The sequence below is a fragment of the Bacteroidota bacterium genome, assembly GCA_013696965.1.
Lineage (GTDB): Bacteria > Bacteroidota > Bacteroidia > JACCXN01 > JACCXN01 > JACCXN01.
This window is the reverse complement of record JACCXN010000055.1, coordinates 47,337-64,281: the sequence shown is the minus strand read 5'-3', so window position 1 is coordinate 64,281 and position 16,945 is coordinate 47,337. Positions and strand designations below refer to the sequence as shown.

Annotated in this window: 13 protein-coding genes; 8 read left to right on the top strand and 5 right to left on the bottom strand. The window is 34.3% G+C overall.

Annotated elements, in window-relative coordinates:
- Window positions 1-140: 140 nt before the first annotated feature.
- Window positions 141-755 carry a deoxynucleoside kinase gene (locus tag H0V01_08190; GenBank protein ID MBA2583346.1) on the top strand — a complete coding sequence of 205 codons (615 nt, stop codon included), beginning with the start codon at window positions 141-143 and terminating at the stop codon, window positions 753-755.
- 121 nt (window positions 756-876) lie between these two features.
- Window positions 877-2,862 carry a DUF349 domain-containing protein gene (locus H0V01_08185; GenBank protein MBA2583345.1) on the top strand — a complete coding sequence of 662 codons (1,986 nt, stop codon included), beginning with the start codon at window positions 877-879 and terminating at the stop codon, window positions 2,860-2,862.
- 358 nt (window positions 2,863-3,220) lie between these two features.
- Here H0V01_08185 and H0V01_08180 read toward each other — a convergent pair whose 3' ends face one another.
- Window positions 3,221-5,917, bottom strand: a complete 2,697-nt coding sequence (locus H0V01_08180; protein MBA2583344.1) for a sodium-translocating pyrophosphatase — start codon at window positions 5,915-5,917, stop codon at window positions 3,221-3,223.
- Between the two features lie 158 nt (window positions 5,918-6,075).
- On the bottom strand, window positions 6,076-7,059 hold the full coding sequence (locus tag H0V01_08175) for a pyruvate dehydrogenase complex E1 component subunit beta (protein MBA2583343.1): 984 nt from the start codon (window positions 7,057-7,059) through the stop codon (window positions 6,076-6,078).
- Window positions 7,060-7,278: 219 nt separating this feature from the next.
- On the opposite strand from H0V01_08175, the gene H0V01_08170 reads away from it, so the two are divergent.
- From H0V01_08170 to H0V01_08145, 6 genes are all read left to right on the top strand, one after another.
- Complete coding sequence (locus H0V01_08170) at window positions 7,279-8,019, top strand: electron transfer flavoprotein subunit beta/FixA family protein (GenBank protein ID MBA2583342.1); 741 nt, start codon at window positions 7,279-7,281, stop codon at window positions 8,017-8,019.
- A gap of 24 nt (window positions 8,020-8,043) precedes the next feature.
- Window positions 8,044-9,009 carry an electron transfer flavoprotein subunit alpha/FixB family protein gene (locus H0V01_08165; protein MBA2583341.1) on the top strand — a complete coding sequence of 322 codons (966 nt, stop codon included), beginning with the start codon at window positions 8,044-8,046 and terminating at the stop codon, window positions 9,007-9,009.
- Window positions 9,010-9,065: 56 nt separating this feature from the next.
- Entirely contained in the window at window positions 9,066-9,665 is a 600-nt protein-coding gene (locus H0V01_08160; GenBank protein ID MBA2583340.1) for a bifunctional nuclease family protein, read from the top strand.
- Between the two features lie 95 nt (window positions 9,666-9,760).
- Window positions 9,761-11,569: a Na+ dependent nucleoside transporter gene (locus H0V01_08155; GenBank protein MBA2583339.1), complete on the top strand. Its 1,809-nt coding sequence runs from the start codon at window positions 9,761-9,763 to the stop codon at window positions 11,567-11,569.
- A 111-nt stretch (window positions 11,570-11,680) separates the two neighbouring features.
- Window positions 11,681-12,475: a thymidylate synthase gene (locus H0V01_08150; GenBank protein ID MBA2583338.1), complete on the top strand. Its 795-nt coding sequence runs from the start codon at window positions 11,681-11,683 to the stop codon at window positions 12,473-12,475.
- 204 nt (window positions 12,476-12,679) lie between these two features.
- Window positions 12,680-13,165, top strand: coding sequence for a dihydrofolate reductase (locus H0V01_08145; GenBank protein MBA2583337.1), 486 nt, complete (start codon window positions 12,680-12,682; stop codon window positions 13,163-13,165).
- 72 nt (window positions 13,166-13,237) lie between these two features.
- Here H0V01_08145 and clpX read toward each other — a convergent pair whose 3' ends face one another.
- The 3 genes from clpX to tig form a co-directional block, all read right to left on the bottom strand.
- Window positions 13,238-14,476 carry an ATP-dependent Clp protease ATP-binding subunit ClpX gene (clpX, locus tag H0V01_08140; protein ID MBA2583336.1) on the bottom strand — a complete coding sequence of 413 codons (1,239 nt, stop codon included), beginning with the start codon at window positions 14,474-14,476 and terminating at the stop codon, window positions 13,238-13,240.
- 66 nt (window positions 14,477-14,542) lie between these two features.
- A complete protein-coding gene (gene clpP, locus H0V01_08135) occupies window positions 14,543-15,220 on the bottom strand; it encodes an ATP-dependent Clp endopeptidase proteolytic subunit ClpP (protein MBA2583335.1) in 678 nt (225 codons plus the stop codon).
- 63 nt (window positions 15,221-15,283) lie between these two features.
- Window positions 15,284-16,633 (bottom strand): trigger factor, encoded by a 1,350-nt coding sequence (tig, locus tag H0V01_08130; GenBank protein MBA2583334.1) that lies wholly within the window; start codon window positions 16,631-16,633, stop codon window positions 15,284-15,286.
- Window positions 16,634-16,945 lie beyond the last annotated feature (312 nt).

The following is a 16,945-nucleotide window of genomic DNA, read 5'->3' as shown; positions in this document are numbered from 1 at the left end:
CTGGTTGTTCCTTTTTAATATACTGCTTTACAAATAGTAAGAATTATCAGAAAAAAAAACACATTTCATATTAAAAAAGTGATTTTTAGAAAGGTTTAAAGCACTATTATTTGTACTTTGGCGGTAAAATTCAATAAACAATGCATGTAGCAATAGCCGGCAATATAGGTTCAGGAAAAACAACACTTACAACCTTACTTGCAAAACATTACAATTGGGAATCTCATTTTGAAGATGTGGATGAGAATCCATATCTGAATGATTTCTACAATGAGATGCAAAGATGGTCATTTAACCTGCAAATCTATTTTATTAATAGCCGTTTTAACCAGGTTAGGGAGATCAGGGAAAAAGGTAAAAATGTAATCCAAGACAGGACTATATTTGAGGATGCTTATATTTTTGCGCCAAACCTCCATGCAATGAATCTAATGACCACCCGTGATTTTGAAAATTATTTTTCACTTTTCTCATTGCTCGACAAATACATCCAGGCTCCTGATTTACTTATTTATTTAAGAGCTTCTGTTCCTACCCTTGTCCATCAAATCCAGAAACGTGGAAGGGAATATGAAAATTCAATTCGACTTGATTATTTAAAAAGGCTCAATGAGCGATACGAGGCTTGGATAAGTACTTATGATAAAGGCAAATTATTGATTGTGGATGTTGACACAAATAATTTTTCGGAAAATGCCGAGGATCTGGGAAAAATAATCAATATGATTGATGGAGAAATTCATGGTTTATTTTAGCAATTGCTGAATTCCATTAAATAAATATTTGATACAAAATAAAAATTAACCTCAATATTTTTAGTTAATAATTGCCGTTATTACTAAATTAGATGTAAGTCTATATCTATTTTTTAAAATTATGATGAACGAGAATAAAAAATTTGAACAAGAAGAAGTTTCTGAAAACGCAGAACAGTTAAATAGTACGCATAAAGAAGTTTCTGAAAACACCCAGCAGGTAAATGCAACTGAAAACAATTCTGAAAACAATGTACAATTAAACATTGCTCAACCCGAAATTTCAGAAAACAACACTAATAATACTGAAAATCCAAACCCTGCTGAAAGTATAATTTCTATAAATGAATCAGAGGAAATTTCAAATGAAGAACCCGGTTTAGAGGAAAATGAAGAAGACTTTTTCTCCTGGCCAACAAATGACCTTTTTGAAAGATTACAAGGAATTATCAAAGAGGATAAAATCCAGGAAAATCTATCTGTAATAAATTCTATAAAAGATATTTACCGTTCTCGTGTTCAAAATGAAAATGAACAAAAGCTTCAAGAATATATTAACTCTGGAGGAGTAGCTGAAGACTTTTCAACTATTCGTTCTGAATTTGATGAAGCTTTTGAAGACTTAATTAAGAAGTTTTTTAAAAAGAGAAAAGAAATTAAAATCCAGAAAGAAAAAGCTTTGATTTTAAACCTTGTGGTTAAAACACAAATTATAGAGGACCTTAAACATCTTGCTAAAACTTCAGAAAATTTAAGCAAAGCATTTGAAAAATTTCATGAACTACAAGCCAAATGGAGAGCAACTGGAAAAGTACCTTTGGCTGATGAGGAACACCTTTGGCAAAATTACCGGTTTCAAAACGAATTGTTTTTTAATACGGTAAGTTTGAATAAAGAATTGCGTGATTTAGACCGCACAAAGAACATAGAACTAAAGACAGCTTTATGTATTAAGGCAGAAGCATTAAAAGAAGAACGCATTGCAAACAAGGCAACAAAGGAATTAAAAAGCCTTCAGGACGAATGGAAGGAAATTGGCTTTATTCCTAAGGATGAGAGTGATGTATTATGGGAGCGGTTTAAAACTGCTGCTGAATTAATTTTCGAAAAGCAAAAAATCCAAAATGAAAAAACAAAAGGCAAGCTGGAAGAAAACCTAAAAGCAAAACTCTTGCTATGTGGACAAATGGAACAACTTCTGGAAGCAAAACCTTCCAATCATAAAGAATGGAAAAGTGAAAGTGAAAAAGTTGAAGAATTAATGCTTCAATGGAAAAAGATCAGTTTTGTTCCTAAATCAGACAATGGCAAAACCTGGGAAAGATTTAAATCCTTGAGAAACCAGTTCTTTAAAGATAAGGATGTTTTTTATTCCCAAATAAAGGACACGCAAACGGAGAATTTAAAAATCAAAATAAACCTTTGTGAAAAAGCTGAAGCTCTTAAAGACAGTACAGATTGGGACACCACAGCAAATGAATTAAAAAGGCTTCAGAACGAATGGAAAAAATCAGGACCTGTGGCTGTAAGACAATCTGATAAAGTTTGGAACAGGTTCCGTAAAGCATGTGACACATTCTTTGACAACAAAAACAAAGAAAAAGCCACTGAAAATGCCCAACTCAATGAAAATCTTAACAAACGAAAAGAAATCATCAATAGCCTTTCCACACTTGAAATTTCAGAGGATAATGAAACAAACATGGAGGTTATAAAAAGCATCCAGAATGACTTTAATGCTATTGATGCAAGCACTTCAAGAGATAATGAAATAGTAATTAAAAATTTCAACAAAGCCTTGGACAATGCCATTAATAGAATTAAAGAAAAAACCGGTGCAAACCAATCTGAATTTATTAATCTTAGGTATGAAAACCTATTGAGCTCAGAAGAAGGAAAAATTACTATACGAAAAGAAAGAAGTAATATTTCAGATAAAATCAAGCATTTACTTACAGATGTAATGCAAATGGAAAACAACTTGAGTTTCTTTGGCAAATCAAAAAATGCATCAACATTACTAGCGGATTTTCAAAAGAAAATAGATGATGGGAAAGCTGAAATCCAAAAATTAAAGGATGAATTAAACAGGATGCCTAAAGTTTAAGCCTGATTCATTTATTCAAAATTCTATTGATTAAATTAATGATAATCAATAATTCATTAAACAAAAGCCCTCAATGTTCTACCAGATTGAGGGCTTTTTATTTTATATTAATTCAACCTAGCCCATTCTCATTTTCAAAATGATTCTAAGGGAAATGTTATAAAAGCATTCGTCAAAACGAAACCACGAGTGATTTTTTATGAATTTAATACTAAATTCATAAAGGCAATAAAACATCACCTTTTTTTGGCAAAGGCAGGAATTGGAGGCAATTCCTGTATAGACAACAATGAATTTATTTTACAAAAAAGCGGCCGTTACTTTTTTTCAGTAACGGCCTTTTTTGTAAAAAAATTAATTATTTCCTAGCTACAAGTAATAATTTAAACTCAATATTATCATGAATAAATTTATCAGCAAGTTCTGGAAAAAAAGTCTTAGACTTATATTTAACATCCCATTTTGTTCTGTCAATTGAAAAATTTGCTACAGCACTTATTTTGTTTTCATTTGCAGTAATAACTGCAGGCACAATTATTTCATTTGATATTCCCTTAACAGTTAAAATTCCAGTAATATTATAAGTATCACCCTGAATTGAGGAAACAGAATTAATAGTAAAACTTGAACTTGGATATTTTTCAACAGAGAAAAAATCATCATTTTTCAAATGTGTTACTAAATCTCCGTTGTCATCCATATCCTCAATATCAAGGCAGCTTATAGAATTCATATCTATTAAATAAGAACCACCCGTAACAATACCATTTTCAACTTTTAACTCACCCTTTATTATGGTTACCAAACCATCATGAGCACCAGAAACTTTTTTTCCTATCCATGCTAAAGACGATTCAGCTGTATTTACTGTATAAAGTCCATTTGTAACTGAACTGTTACTATTTTCGATTTCACCTATAGGCTTAGCAATTTCAGTAGTTTCAATCATAGCAATATGAGGCGCAATTACAAGAGAAACAATTGACATTAACTTAATTAGAATGTTCATTGATGGGCCAGAAGTATCTTTGAAAGGATCACCAACAGTATCGCCAGTTACTGAAGCCTTGTGAGCATCAGAGCCTTTATATTCCATTTTTCCGTTAATTTCAACGCCTTTTTCAAATGATTTCTTAGCGTTATCCCATGCACCACCAGCATTACACATGAAAATAGCCATAAGAACACCAGAAACAGTAGTTCCTGCAAGTACACCACCTAGTACCTCCGGACCGAACGAGAAGCCAACAATTACTGGAACAAGAAGTGCAATAGCACCAGGAAGTATCATTTCTTTGATGGCCGCATCCGTTGAAATTGCAACACATTTTTCATATTCAGGTTTTCCTGTACCTTCCATAATTCCAGGAATTTCTCGAAATTGCCTTCTAACTTCATGAACCATAGCCATAGCAGCACGTCCAACAGCACTTATTGCAAGAGCTGAAAACACAAAAGGAATCATACCACCAACGAATAGACCTGCCAAAACTTGGGCCTTTGAAATATCAATAGAATTAATTTTTGCCATAGCCATAAAAGCAGCAAAAAGAGCTAAAGCCGTTAAAGCGGCAGAGGCAATAGCAAAACCTTTTCCGGTTGCAGCTGTAGTATTTCCAACTGCATCTAGAATATCTGTTCTTTCTCTCACTTCTTTTGGCAATTCACTCATTTCAGCAATTCCCCCTGCATTATCGGCAATTGGACCAAATGCATCAATTGCAAGTTGCATAGCTGTAGTTGCCATCATTCCGGCAGCAGCAATGGCAACACCATATAACCCGGCAACCATATATGAACCAATAATACCTGCAGCTAAAACAAGTATTGGCAATGCTGTACTCATCATTCCTACACTTAATCCTGAAATAATATTTGTAGCAGCACCTGTTGAGGATTGCTGAATAATAGAATTTACCGGTTTTCTGTTCATCGAAGTATAATATTCAGTTATCATACTGATTATAGTTCCTACAATTAAACCAATTGTTACAGCATAAAAAACACCCATTTTTGTAAAAGGCATTGCACCTTCCCTTGACATGATCATTTCTCCATCAGGAAGCATCCAGTTTATAAGAAAATAGGAGGCAATTACCGTTAAAACAATGGATGACCAATTACCCATATTTAGAGCAAGCTGTACATTACCACCTTCTTTAACCTTTACAAATAGTGTTCCTATCATAGAAAACACAATACCCATTCCCGCAATTACCATAGGAAGTAAAATTGGAGAAATTCCGCCAAAATTATCTGTCAGAATAATTTCTCTTCCTAAAACCATTGTAGCAAGTATTGTAGCAACATAAGAACCGAACAAATCCGCTCCCATACCTGCAACGTCACCAACATTATCACCTACATTATCTGCAATAGTAGCAGGGTTTCTAGGATCATCCTCTGGAATTCCAGCTTCAACTTTTCCAACAAGATCTGCCCCTACGTCAGCTGCTTTTGTATAAATACCTCCACCAACACGAGCAAATAATGCAATACTTTCGGCACCCAATGAAAATCCGGTTAAAACCTCAAGGGCTTTTTGCATTTCATCGCCATTAACATTGGCTCCTGTGGATTGAACAAAAATGTAATAAAATACAATAAATAAAGATCCAAGACCTAAAACAGCTAGTCCGGCAACACCAAGACCCATTACTGCTCCTCCTGTAAAAGAAACATTCAAGGCTTTTGAAAGACTTGTTCTTGCAGCCTGAGCTGTCCTTACATTTGCTTTTGTAGCAATTTTCATCCCGATATAACCTGCAAGGGCAGAGAGGAAAGCACCAATAATAAATGAACCAACAATTAAAGGATGAGAATGTTCCCCTACATACCCTAAATAAGCTAGGAAAACAGACGCAATTATTACAAAATACACCATCACCTTATATTCGGCCTTCAAAAATGCCATAGCACCATCGGCTATATAGGTAGCAATTGTGCTCATTTTTTCATTTCCCGCATCCTGCTTGGTAACCCATGCTGATTTTATGGCAGTATACAAAAGGGCAAGTAAACCAAATACAGGGATTACATACATTAAATTTTCCATGATTGTTTATTAATTAGTATTTTAGGTTAAGCTTATTTTTTAAAGGTGGCAAAAGTAGCAATTAAAATAGTTAAACTCAAAATACCTTGGTATAAATTATACAATAAAAAACCAATATGGTTAAGGTATTCAGAGAGGAATTGTAAGAATAGTATGTTTTATGACTTTATATACATTACTGCTTTTACTGCTTTCACTACTCTTTCTATATTAGGCAAATAGGCTTCGATTAAAGTGGGAGCATAAGGTAATGGAACATCTTTTCCGGTTACCCTTAACACAGGTGCATCCAGGTAATCAAAAGCTTCACGCTGAACTTTAAACGCAACCTCAGAGGCAATACTTCCAAGAGGCCAGCTTTCTTCAACCATTACCATCCTGTTTGTTTTTTTTATTGATTCAATAACAGTGGCATAATCAATTGGCCTTACTGTTCTTAAATCAATTACTTCAGCAGAAATGCCTTCTTTTTCTAATTCAACTGCCGCTGCTAAAGCAACCTTGGTGATTTTTCCAAAAGTTACTAAAGTAACATCCTTGCCTTTTCTTTTCACATCTGCCAGTCCGATTGGAATTAAATATTCACTATCAGGAACCTCTCCCATCTCTCCATACATTTGTTCTGATTCCATAAAAATAACCGGATCGTTATCCCTGATTGCAGATTTCAATAAACCTTTGGCATCGTAAGGGGTGGAAGGAACTATTACTTTTAATCCTGGGCAGTTTGCATACCAGCTTTCAAAAGCCTGGGAGTGCTGTGAACTCAATTGCCCTGCAGATCCTGTTGGGCCCCTAAATACCATGGGTGCATGAAATTGCCCACCTGACATGGACATAATTTTTGCGGCTGAATTAATAACCTGGTCAATTGCAACCAGGGAAAAGTTAAAGGTCATAAATTCGATTATTGGCCTTAATCCATTCATTGCAGCTCCAACGCCAATACCTGCAAAACCAAGTTCTGCAATGGGTGTATCAATAACTCTTTTTGGACCGAATTCATCCAACATTCCCTGACTTACTTTATATGCCCCGTTGTATTCAGCAACTTCCTCGCCCATCAAAAACACTTTATCATCCCTTCTCATCTCTTCAACCATTGCTTCACGCAAAGCATCTCTTAATTTAATTGTTCTCATATTTCTTTCTTTAAATGCGGGCAAAAATAACTATTTTTTAATTCTATATGCTTTTTTTAATATTTAAAAATTGCAATTACCCTTGAGGTTTAAGTTGTTTTATTGATATTATTATCAAATTTTGATATTATTTTAAATATCATTACTTATTATTTAATCGTTTAGTAAGTTTTAACTAAATTTGCAATCCTATAAAGAAAATCAAAAACATTATTAAGCATGAAATTATTAGTTTGCATAAGCAAAGCTCCTGATACCACAAGTAAAATCAGCTTCACAAATAACAATACTACTTTCAATGAAAGTGGAGTACAATTTATTGTTAACCCTTATGATGAATGGTTTGCACTTGTGAGAGCCCTGGAAATTAAAGAAACACTTGGCGGAAGTGTTACAATTATAACCGTTGGAACCGCTGTTGATGATGCCATTATAAGGAAAGCCTTGGCAATTGGAGCAGATGAAGCAGTGAGAATAGATGCTCAGCCTCTTGATGCTTTATATGTGGCAAAACAATTAGCAGCTTATGCTAAAGGCAAAGATTTCGATATAATTTTAACAGGGAAGGAAACAATTGATTATAATGGTTCACAAGTTGGAGGAATGCTAGCCGAATTACTTGATCAACCCTTTATTTCACATGCTTCCAAATTAGATATTAACGCTAACACAGCCACCCTTGAAATAGACATTCCTGGTGGATCGGAAGTAGTTGAAGTAAATACTCCATTTGTAGTTAGTGCTTCAAAAGGCATGGCAGAGGCCAGAATACCAAATATGCGTGGAATTATGGCTGCTCGAACTAAGCCTTTAAATGTTGTTGCACCTGTTGATTTACCAACACACACTTCAATAAAATCGTACAGCTTGCCTGTTGAGAAAAAAGGTTGCAAAATGATTCCAGCTGAAACGCCAGAACAGTTAATCGAGCTACTTCACAATGAGGCAAAAGCCATTTAATTTATAATTATAAAATCAAGAAAAATGTCAGTATTAATATTTGCAGATTCTTCCAATGGAAAAGTAATTAAGTCAGGATTTGAAGCCATTTGTTATGGAAGTAAAATCGCCTCCCAGACAGGAACAACAGCAACCGTAGTTGTAACAGGAGACTGCAGCAATATAAATGAAATTTCAGAGTATGGAGCATCGAAAGTTTTACATGCAAAAAACACGAACACTTTAGAGAACCAGGTTCTAACCAGAATTATCACAAAGGCAGCGGAACAGGAAAATTCTTCTGTCATTATTTTTTCTCACGATATAGCTGGCAAAGCAATTGCACCAAGAGTGGCAGCAAGACTAGATGCTGGATTTGTAGCAGGAGCTATTGAATTACCAAAAACAGATGCTGGTTTTACTGTTAAAAAAGCCGTTTTTTCCGGAAAAGCTTTTGCTGAAATTGAAATAACTTCAAATAAAAAAGTAATTTCTCTTCTTCCTAATTCTTTCCCTGTTGAAAAAATAAGTGGATCAGCCCAAGTGGTTGATTTTTCAGTAAGTGAGGATTTATTAAAATCAAAAATTACAGTTAAAGAGGTGAAGAAAAAAGTTGATGAAATATCTTTGCGCGAGGCTGAAATAGTTGTTTCAGCAGGAAGAGGATTAAAGGGTCCTGAAAATTGGGGAATGATTGAGGAACTTGCAAGAGAACTTCACGCTGCAACTGCTTGCTCCAGGCCAGTAGCTGACATCGGGTGGAGGCCACATCATGAACATGTAGGACAGACAGGAGTTGCTATTGCACCCAATCTTTATATTGCAATAGGTATTTCAGGAGCTATTCAACATTTAGCTGGAGTTAACAGAAGCAAGACAATCGTTGTCATCAACAAAGATCCTGAAGCACCCTTCTTTAAAGCAGCTGATTATGGAATTGTAGGCGATGCCTTTGAAATAGTTCCCAAATTAATTGAGGCTTTTAAAAAATTAAAAGCTAGTGCGAATTAAATAAAGATTTATTATCTTTATAATAACGGATTGTTGAGCAAAACAAAAATTAATACGTGAAAAAGATCAAATTAGAAATTGTTGGATTATCATATAGTCAGACGCAATCGGGAGCATATGCTCTTGTATTAGGTGAGGCCAGAGGCAAAAGAAGATTACCCATCATTATAGGAGGTTTTGAGGCCCAGGCCATTGCTATTGAACTGGAAAAGATAAGCCCAAGCCGACCCCTTACTCACGATTTGTTTAAAAATCTTTCTGACAATTTTAATATCACCATCAATGAAGTAATTATCTATAACTTGGTTGAAGGAATTTTCTTCGCTAAACTTATTTGTACAAATGGAGAAAAAGAAGTAGAAATTGACACGCGTACTTCTGACGCAATTGCACTTGCTGTTAGATTCAAATGCCCAGTTTTTACATATGAATTTATTCTTTCCTCTGCAGGCATTATCCTGGAAGAGGGCGCCTCACCCGAAGCCTTTGAAGGCACACATGAGGAGGAAGCAAAAGAAGATAAAAAGAAAGGCAATCTTGGGGCTGCTTCCGAAAATGAGCTTAAAGAAATGCTCAAAAATGCAATTGATGAGGAAAATTATGAAAAAGCCTCAAAAATAAGGGATGAAATATCCAGCAGAAAAAAATCCAATTAAGAATTTCTTTACTATATTTACCCCTAAAAATATATGTTGCTGAAAATCAGTAATATTGTTTTTAATTTTTTCATTTAAAAATCCTACGCAGTTAAATGAAATTTTATCCTTTTGTTCTCCTTTTAATTTTCGGGTTATTCACACAATTAGGGCATGCTGCAAATCCCCCTGTTGAACAGCAATTGTCGCGAAAGTGGGACTTGGAACAAATCCAATATACTAAGGATATCTCAGCAACACTATTTTCTAAAGAGAGTCATTTGAGTTTCTTTATAAAAAACAACAGAAAAAGATTTGATTTCAGTATAGATTCAAATACTACTTCTGGCGACTGGTACATATCAGATAGCACTTTAATACTTATTTATGATCTAACTCCTTTTTCTGCAACAGTTGATTCGGTGGTATACGAAGTTATAGAAAATCAACCTGTTATAATATACTTTTCACAGGGAAAGCAAGTATTGCGGCAGGAAAGCAGTCAGTTGAAAACAGAAAAAAAAATTGAACAGTTTAATTTTGAATTTTCTAATGACGCACTGCAATTATCTAACCCTGAAATTAAATACCTTTTTAAATTCACCCCTACTGAAATCTATAAATCCGGGTTTACCTTAAATGGTTTTTTTCGTGGATTATTAGGGTTATTTACCCTTCTTCTAATCGCTTTTCTATTCAGCAGTAATCGCAGGGGAATCAATTGGATTTTAGTTGCTAAGGGATTGGGGCTACAAATATTAATAGCAGTTTGTGTTTTAAAAATACCACTTATTCAAACTTTTTTTGAAGGTGTAAGTACTGTTTTTGTAGAAATATTGAATTTTACCAGAGCTGGTTCTACTTTCGTATTTGGTGGTTTGGTAAGTGACACTAGTGCTTATGGATTTATTTTCGCTTTCCAGGTATTGCCTACTATTATATTTTTTTCCGCTTTAACTAGTCTACTATTCTACTTAGGCATCATTCAGAAAATAGTATATGCTTTTGCCTGGTTGATGAATAAATTAATGGGCTTATCTGGTGCGGAAAGTCTTGCGGCAGCTGGCAATATATTTTTAGGCCAAACGGAAGCCCCACTGCTGATAAAGCCGTACATAGATAGCATGACTAAATCAGAAATACTCTGCCTTATGAGCGGAGGTATGGCAACTATAGCAGGAGGAGTATTGGTGGCTTATGTTGGTTTTTTAGGTGGGGATGATCCTCAACAGCAATTATTTTTCGCTAAACACCTTATTATTGCATCCCTCCTTTCTGCTCCAGCGGCAATTGTGGCAGCAAAGATATTGCTTCCGGAAACAGAAGAAATTAAACGTAAAATGGAGGTAAGTAAAGAGAAAATAGGCGACAATGCTTTGGAATCAATTGCTAATGGGACAGTACAGGGTTTAAAACTAGCAGTAAATGTAGCTGCAATGATTATTGTTTTCATTGCATTTATAGCTATGACCAATTATATTTTTTCGGACATTATTGGTGATTACACTGGTTTAAATAGCAAAATTTTTGCCTGGAGTAATGGACAATACAATAGTTTGACCATGCAATTTATGCTTGGAATAGTTCTTAAGCCTTTGGCGTGGTTAATGGGGACATCCTGGGCCGATAGTGCTCTTGTGGGGCAACTATTGGGTGAGAAGACTATACTAAATGAATTTGTTGCCTACGTTACACTTGGAGAACTTAAAAACTCGGGATTATTTACAGATGAAAAATCAATAATTATTGCCACTTATATCCTTTGTGGATTTTCAAATTTCTCTTCCATTGGTATTCAAATTGGTGGAATAGGAGTTCTTGCTCCAAATAAAAGAACTCTGCTCTCTCAATTAGGTATAAAAGCACTTATTGCTGGTACACTTGCATCCTTATTTACAGCTGTAATTATTGGAATGCTTATTTAATTCGATTTAAATAAAAAAAACTACTTTTCATAACTTTTCAACCCTTGAAAACACTTGCTTGTTTTTTTCTAATTTTACAATTCTAAAATTCCTTTAAAACATCAGTGAAAAATGAAGCAATACCATGATTTGATGAATCACGTGCTTAAGCACGGTACAAAAAAAACAGATAGAACGGGAACAGGCACTACTAGTGTTTTTGGGTACCAAATGCGCTTTAACCTTCAGGAAGGATTCCCTTTGGTTACAACAAAGAAATTACATTTAAAATCGATAGTACATGAACTTTTATGGTTTTTAAAGGGTGATACGAATACAGCATATTTAAATGAAAACGGAGTAAGTATTTGGGATGAATGGGCTGATGAAAATGGGGACCTTGGACCAGTATACGGATATCAATGGCGATCCTGGCCAACTACGGATGGAAGACATATTGACCAAATAACCCAATTGATTGAACAAATTAAGAAAAATCCGGATTCCAGAAGACTTATTGTAAGTGCGTGGAATGTAGGTGAAATAGAAAAAATGGCTTTACCGCCTTGCCATGCTTTTTTTCAGTTTTATGTTGCCAACAATAAATTGTCATGTCAGCTTTACCAGCGCAGTGCAGATATATTCTTAGGCGTACCATTCAACATTGCCTCCTATGCCCTTTTAACATTAATGGTTGCCCAGGTTTGTGGATTGGAACCAGGAGATTTTGTTCATACCTTTGGTGATGCTCATATTTATTCAAACCATATGGAACAGGTGAACCTTCAATTATCAAGAGAATCAAAAAAATTACCTGTAATGAAAATAAATTCACAGGTGAAAAATATTTTTGATTTTAAATTCGAGGATTTTACACTGGAAGGATATGATCCTCATCCTGCAATTAAAGGAAAAGTTGCTGTATAAACAATGTTTTGTTTGTATATTGATGCACTTAATACTATTAACACAAGCAAAATTGGCAATTATGAAACCAAAGAAAAAATTAACTAAATTTCAAATTATTAACCTTGTGGGTTGGGCTATAGTGATTATAATTTCTTTATTTGCTTTTTGTCAATAAAAGATGAATTTTCAAATGCTATTAATCCATTTTTGAATCTATAAATAATGATAAAATCTTTTTTAGTGGCAGTTGCAAAAAACAACGTAATTGGCAAGGACAATAAGCTTCCATGGTATTTACCTGCTGATTTAAGGTTTTTCAAAAACCTTACCACAGGTCATCATATTATAATGGGCAGGAAAACTTTTGAGTCTTTTGGTAAGCCGTTGCCAAACAGGACTTCCGTTGTAATTACCAGGAAAAAAGATTATAATTCCCAAGGTTGTATTGTTGTGCATTCTATTGAAGAGGCCATTAAAACTGCTGCAGTTGAAAAAGAAATTTTTATTATTGGTGGAGAAGAAATTTTCAGTCAATCAATGTCGATTGCAGACAGAATTTATTTAACCCGGATAAACGAAGAATTTGAAGGAGACGCTTTTTTTCCTGAATTAAATTCACAGGAATGGAAATTAAAGGAAAAGCAAGACTTTGAAGCTGATGAAAAGAATAAATATGGATATTCCTTTTGTATTTATGAAAGGAAATAAACATCAAAAAAATTACAATAAAAAAAGAGGGTGATTTTAATAAACCACCCTCTTTTTTTATTGTAATCAAATTTATGCAACCTTAAGTTTATTAATTCTTGCTTTGCTTAATTTTTCCTGTGCATAGGCTATGGTTATTTTAATATCCTTAACGTTTTTATCTGAAGGTAAATCAAACATAGCATCAAGCATCACAGCCTCACATATAGTCCTTAGTCCCCTTGCGCCCAATTTATATTCAATTGCTTTATCCACAATAAAATCATAAACAGGTTCTTCAATTGTAAGTTTTATTCCATCTATTTCAAAAAGTCTTATATATTGCTTAACAAGCGCATTTTTGGGTTCGGTTAAAATTCTTCTTAATGTTTCCTTATCAAGTGGATTCAGGTATGTTAACATTGGAATTCTACCTATTAATTCAGGGATTAATCCAAAACTTTTCAAATCCTGGGGAGTAATATACTGAAGCATGTTTTCCTTGTCCAATACTTCTGTATCCTGTCCTGAGCTATATCCAATTGAATTTGTATTTAATCGCTTTGAAATTATTTTGTCAATTCCATCAAAAGCACCACCACATACAAAAAGTATATTCTTCGTATTTACCTGAAGGTATTTTTGATCAGGATGCTTTCTGCCCCCTTGTGGTGGAACGTTTACAACAGCTCCTTCAATTAATTTGAGCAAAGCCTGTTGAACACCCTCGCCTGAAACATCTCTGGTAATAGAAGGATTATCACTCTTACGAGCAATTTTATCAATTTCATCAATGAATACAATACCTCTCTCAGTTGCAGCCATATCATAATCTGCAGCCTGAAAAAGTCTGGCAAGAATACTCTCAACATCCTCTCCAACATAACCAGCTTCGGTTAAAGCGGTGGCATCGGCAATGCAAAAAGGCACGTTTAACATTTTAGCAATTGATTTTGCCAATAGTGTTTTACCTGTCCCAGTTTCTCCAACCATAATGATATTTGATTTTTCAATTTCAACCTCATCTGCATTTTTGGGAAACTTCTGGGTAATCCTTTTGTAATGATTGTAAACAGCAACAGATAAAACTTTTTTAGCCTCATCCTGTCCTATTACATATTCATCAATAAATTGCTTAATTTCTTTGGGCTTAAGTAGTTTTAGTGATTTGTTTAAGGCCTTATTGGACTTCTCGGCTATCTCTTCTTTTACTATTGTTTGGGCTTGTGTAACACAATGATCACAAATATGACCTGTAATACCTGCGATTAAAACAGCGGTATCCTGTTTATCTCTTCCACAAAAAGAGCACCTTATATTATTCTTAGTCATTTCTTTTGTTTCCATTAACCTGGTTATTTCAAAATCATTAAAACAACAACGGCAATTAAGGTGTTTTTATTTATTAGGTGATGCTTTGGTTCTAATCAATACTTCATCAATCATTCCGTATTCTTTTGACTCGGTTGCTGTCATCCAGTAATCACGGTCACTATCACCCCAAACCCTATCATAAGGTTGTCCTGAATGGTCAGCAATTATATCATACAATTCCTTTTTTAGTTTTTGTATTTCCCTGGCAGTGATTTCAATATCAGATGCTTGACCCTCTGCTCCACCCATAGGCTGGTGGATCATAACCCTTGCATGTCTTAATGCAGAACGCTTGCCTGCAGCACCAGCACATAATAAGACTGCGCCCATCGAAGCTGCCATACCGGTACAAATAGTGGCAACATCAGGTGCAATATATTGCATGGTGTCATAAATCCCAAGACCTGCATAAACACTTCCTCCTGGAGAATTAAGATAAATCTGGATGTCTTTTTTAGCGTCTGCTGACTCAAGAAATAAAAGCTGAGCTTGTATAATATTTGCAACCTGGTCATTGATACCAGTTCCCAAAAAAATGATCCTATCCATCATCAATCTGGAAAAAACATCCATTTGGGCAACATTAAGCTGGCGCTCTTCTATAATATATGGTGTTACCGAAGCAGTATAACTATCAAAGGTTAGGCTGTTAATTCCGCGATGTTTAGTTGCGTACTTTCTGAATTCGTTCTGATCAAACATCTTTTTTAGATTTAAATTAGATAATTTTTAAAATTATATATAAAAAGTAATATTACCAAACAATTAAGCCTTATTGGCCGACTCATAAAATTCATCAATCGAAACTGGTTTTTCATTTAAGGGAATAGTTTCCTTAAAAAGATCCAACATTTTTTTATCGTAAATCCGCTCATAGATCCTTTTAATCTCTTCTTTATTTTCCATGATTCTCTTTGCAGTCTCGCTCAATTCCTCATCAGACATATTCATACGCCCGTAACGTGCGAATTGATCTTTTATAATTTCCTTTGTAAAGGCAAGTACTTCCTCATGGCTTACTTCAATTTTATACTCTTTAATCAACTTGTTTTCTATGAGTTGCCATTTTAGGCCCTTGGCATACTTATCGTATTCTGCCTCAATTTGTTCTATTGTTACAGGTTTTTCACTTACCGTTTGCATCCATCTTTTCAAGAATTCATCTGGAAGCGATATTGCTGTATTGTCTATCAATGCACTACTAATTTCATTAAAAAGCTTGTTGTCTACATCTCCCTGAAACATAGCAGAAATATCCTGGGCCACCTTTGTTCTGAATTCTTCTTCTGTAGTTACAGTTCCCTGCCCATAAACCTTATCAAACATTTCCTGATTGATTTCAGAGGGCTCAATGCGGGAAATATTTTTAACCGTAAGTTGAAAATTTGTATTTAACTGTTCGGCAATAGTTTTGTCAACTCCTAGCATTGCAGCTAAATCAGTGCTGTTTTCGCTTAGCTTTTTTGGATCAACACTAATAGTATCCTCTAGTTTCAAACCAGTAAGTTTAGTTTTGGTTTGTTCATCTTTCATCCGATCAAGTACTATTGTGGATGATTTTGCAATACCATTTTCTTTAACATTGCCGTTTTCATCCAGTTCAACCAATTCCGCAAACAACACATCATTTTGATTTGATATTTCTGGAGATCCCATTTTACCGTATCTTTTTCTGATGTCTTCTATTTGTTTGTTTATCAAATCCTCATCCACTTTAACGGTTTGGAAATCAAATTTTTTCATTTTATCTAAGTTTACCGAAAATTCAGGAAGTAAACCTAGATCATAAGAAAACTCAAACTCTTTTTGATTATCCCAGTCTATATGTTCATCCGTTCTTGGTAATGGGTTTCCTAAAATTTCAATTTTATTCTCTTGTAAGTATGAATATAAAGATTCAGATAAAATTTTATTTATCTCCTCAGCCATTACAGTTTTTCCATACATCTTTTTCACCATTCCAAAAGGAACCTTTCCTGGCCTGAATCCTGGCATACTCACTTTTTTACTGTGATCGCGAAGCGTTTTTTCAACTTTAGAGGCATAATCCTCAGGAGAAAGTTTAATCCTTACAACAGCATTTAAATTATCAATTTGTTCTTTCGTAATGTTCATTTCAGATATCATAAATAGGTAATAATTATTGTATTTAATTGAAATTAAAGAATATTAGTATAAAATCCAATACTTTACACAAATAATGAAAAGCAGTGAGGCAAAAATATCAATAAATAAGTGATTTTTAAAAGTTTTAGGTGAAATTATATCCTAAAAAGATTGAATATTAAAACCTAAATTATTTACCTGTGTTTAATTTAAACGGTAATTTAAAATTTCTATTTCTATTAATCATTGTAATGCGTTGATAAACCGAGTATCTTTTAATAAAACTTAAGGCATTGAAAATTTGGTTTTGGAAAAAAATTA

Coding starts and splice junctions, on each gene's coding strand:
- H0V01_08190 (MBA2583346.1), top strand. CDS start 141: ATGCATGTAGCAATAGCCGGCAATATAGGTTCAGGAAAAACAACACTT.
- H0V01_08185 (MBA2583345.1), top strand. CDS start 877: ATGATGAACGAGAATAAAAAATTTGAACAAGAAGAAGTTTCTGAAAAC.
- H0V01_08180 (MBA2583344.1), bottom strand. CDS start 5,917: ATGGAAAATTTAATGTATGTAATCCCTGTATTTGGTTTACTTGCCCTT.
- H0V01_08175 (MBA2583343.1), bottom strand. CDS start 7,059: ATGAGAACAATTAAATTAAGAGATGCTTTGCGTGAAGCAATGGTTGAA.
- H0V01_08170 (MBA2583342.1), top strand. CDS start 7,279: ATGAAATTATTAGTTTGCATAAGCAAAGCTCCTGATACCACAAGTAAA.
- H0V01_08165 (MBA2583341.1), top strand. CDS start 8,044: ATGTCAGTATTAATATTTGCAGATTCTTCCAATGGAAAAGTAATTAAG.
- H0V01_08155 (MBA2583339.1), top strand. CDS start 9,761: ATGAAATTTTATCCTTTTGTTCTCCTTTTAATTTTCGGGTTATTCACA.
- H0V01_08150 (MBA2583338.1), top strand. CDS start 11,681: ATGAAGCAATACCATGATTTGATGAATCACGTGCTTAAGCACGGTACA.
- H0V01_08145 (MBA2583337.1), top strand. CDS start 12,680: ATGATAAAATCTTTTTTAGTGGCAGTTGCAAAAAACAACGTAATTGGC.
- clpX (MBA2583336.1), bottom strand. CDS start 14,476: ATGACTAAGAATAATATAAGGTGCTCTTTTTGTGGAAGAGATAAACAG.
- clpP (MBA2583335.1), bottom strand. CDS start 15,220: ATGTTTGATCAGAACGAATTCAGAAAGTACGCAACTAAACATCGCGGA.
- tig (MBA2583334.1), bottom strand. CDS start 16,633: ATGAACATTACGAAAGAACAAATTGATAATTTAAATGCTGTTGTAAGG.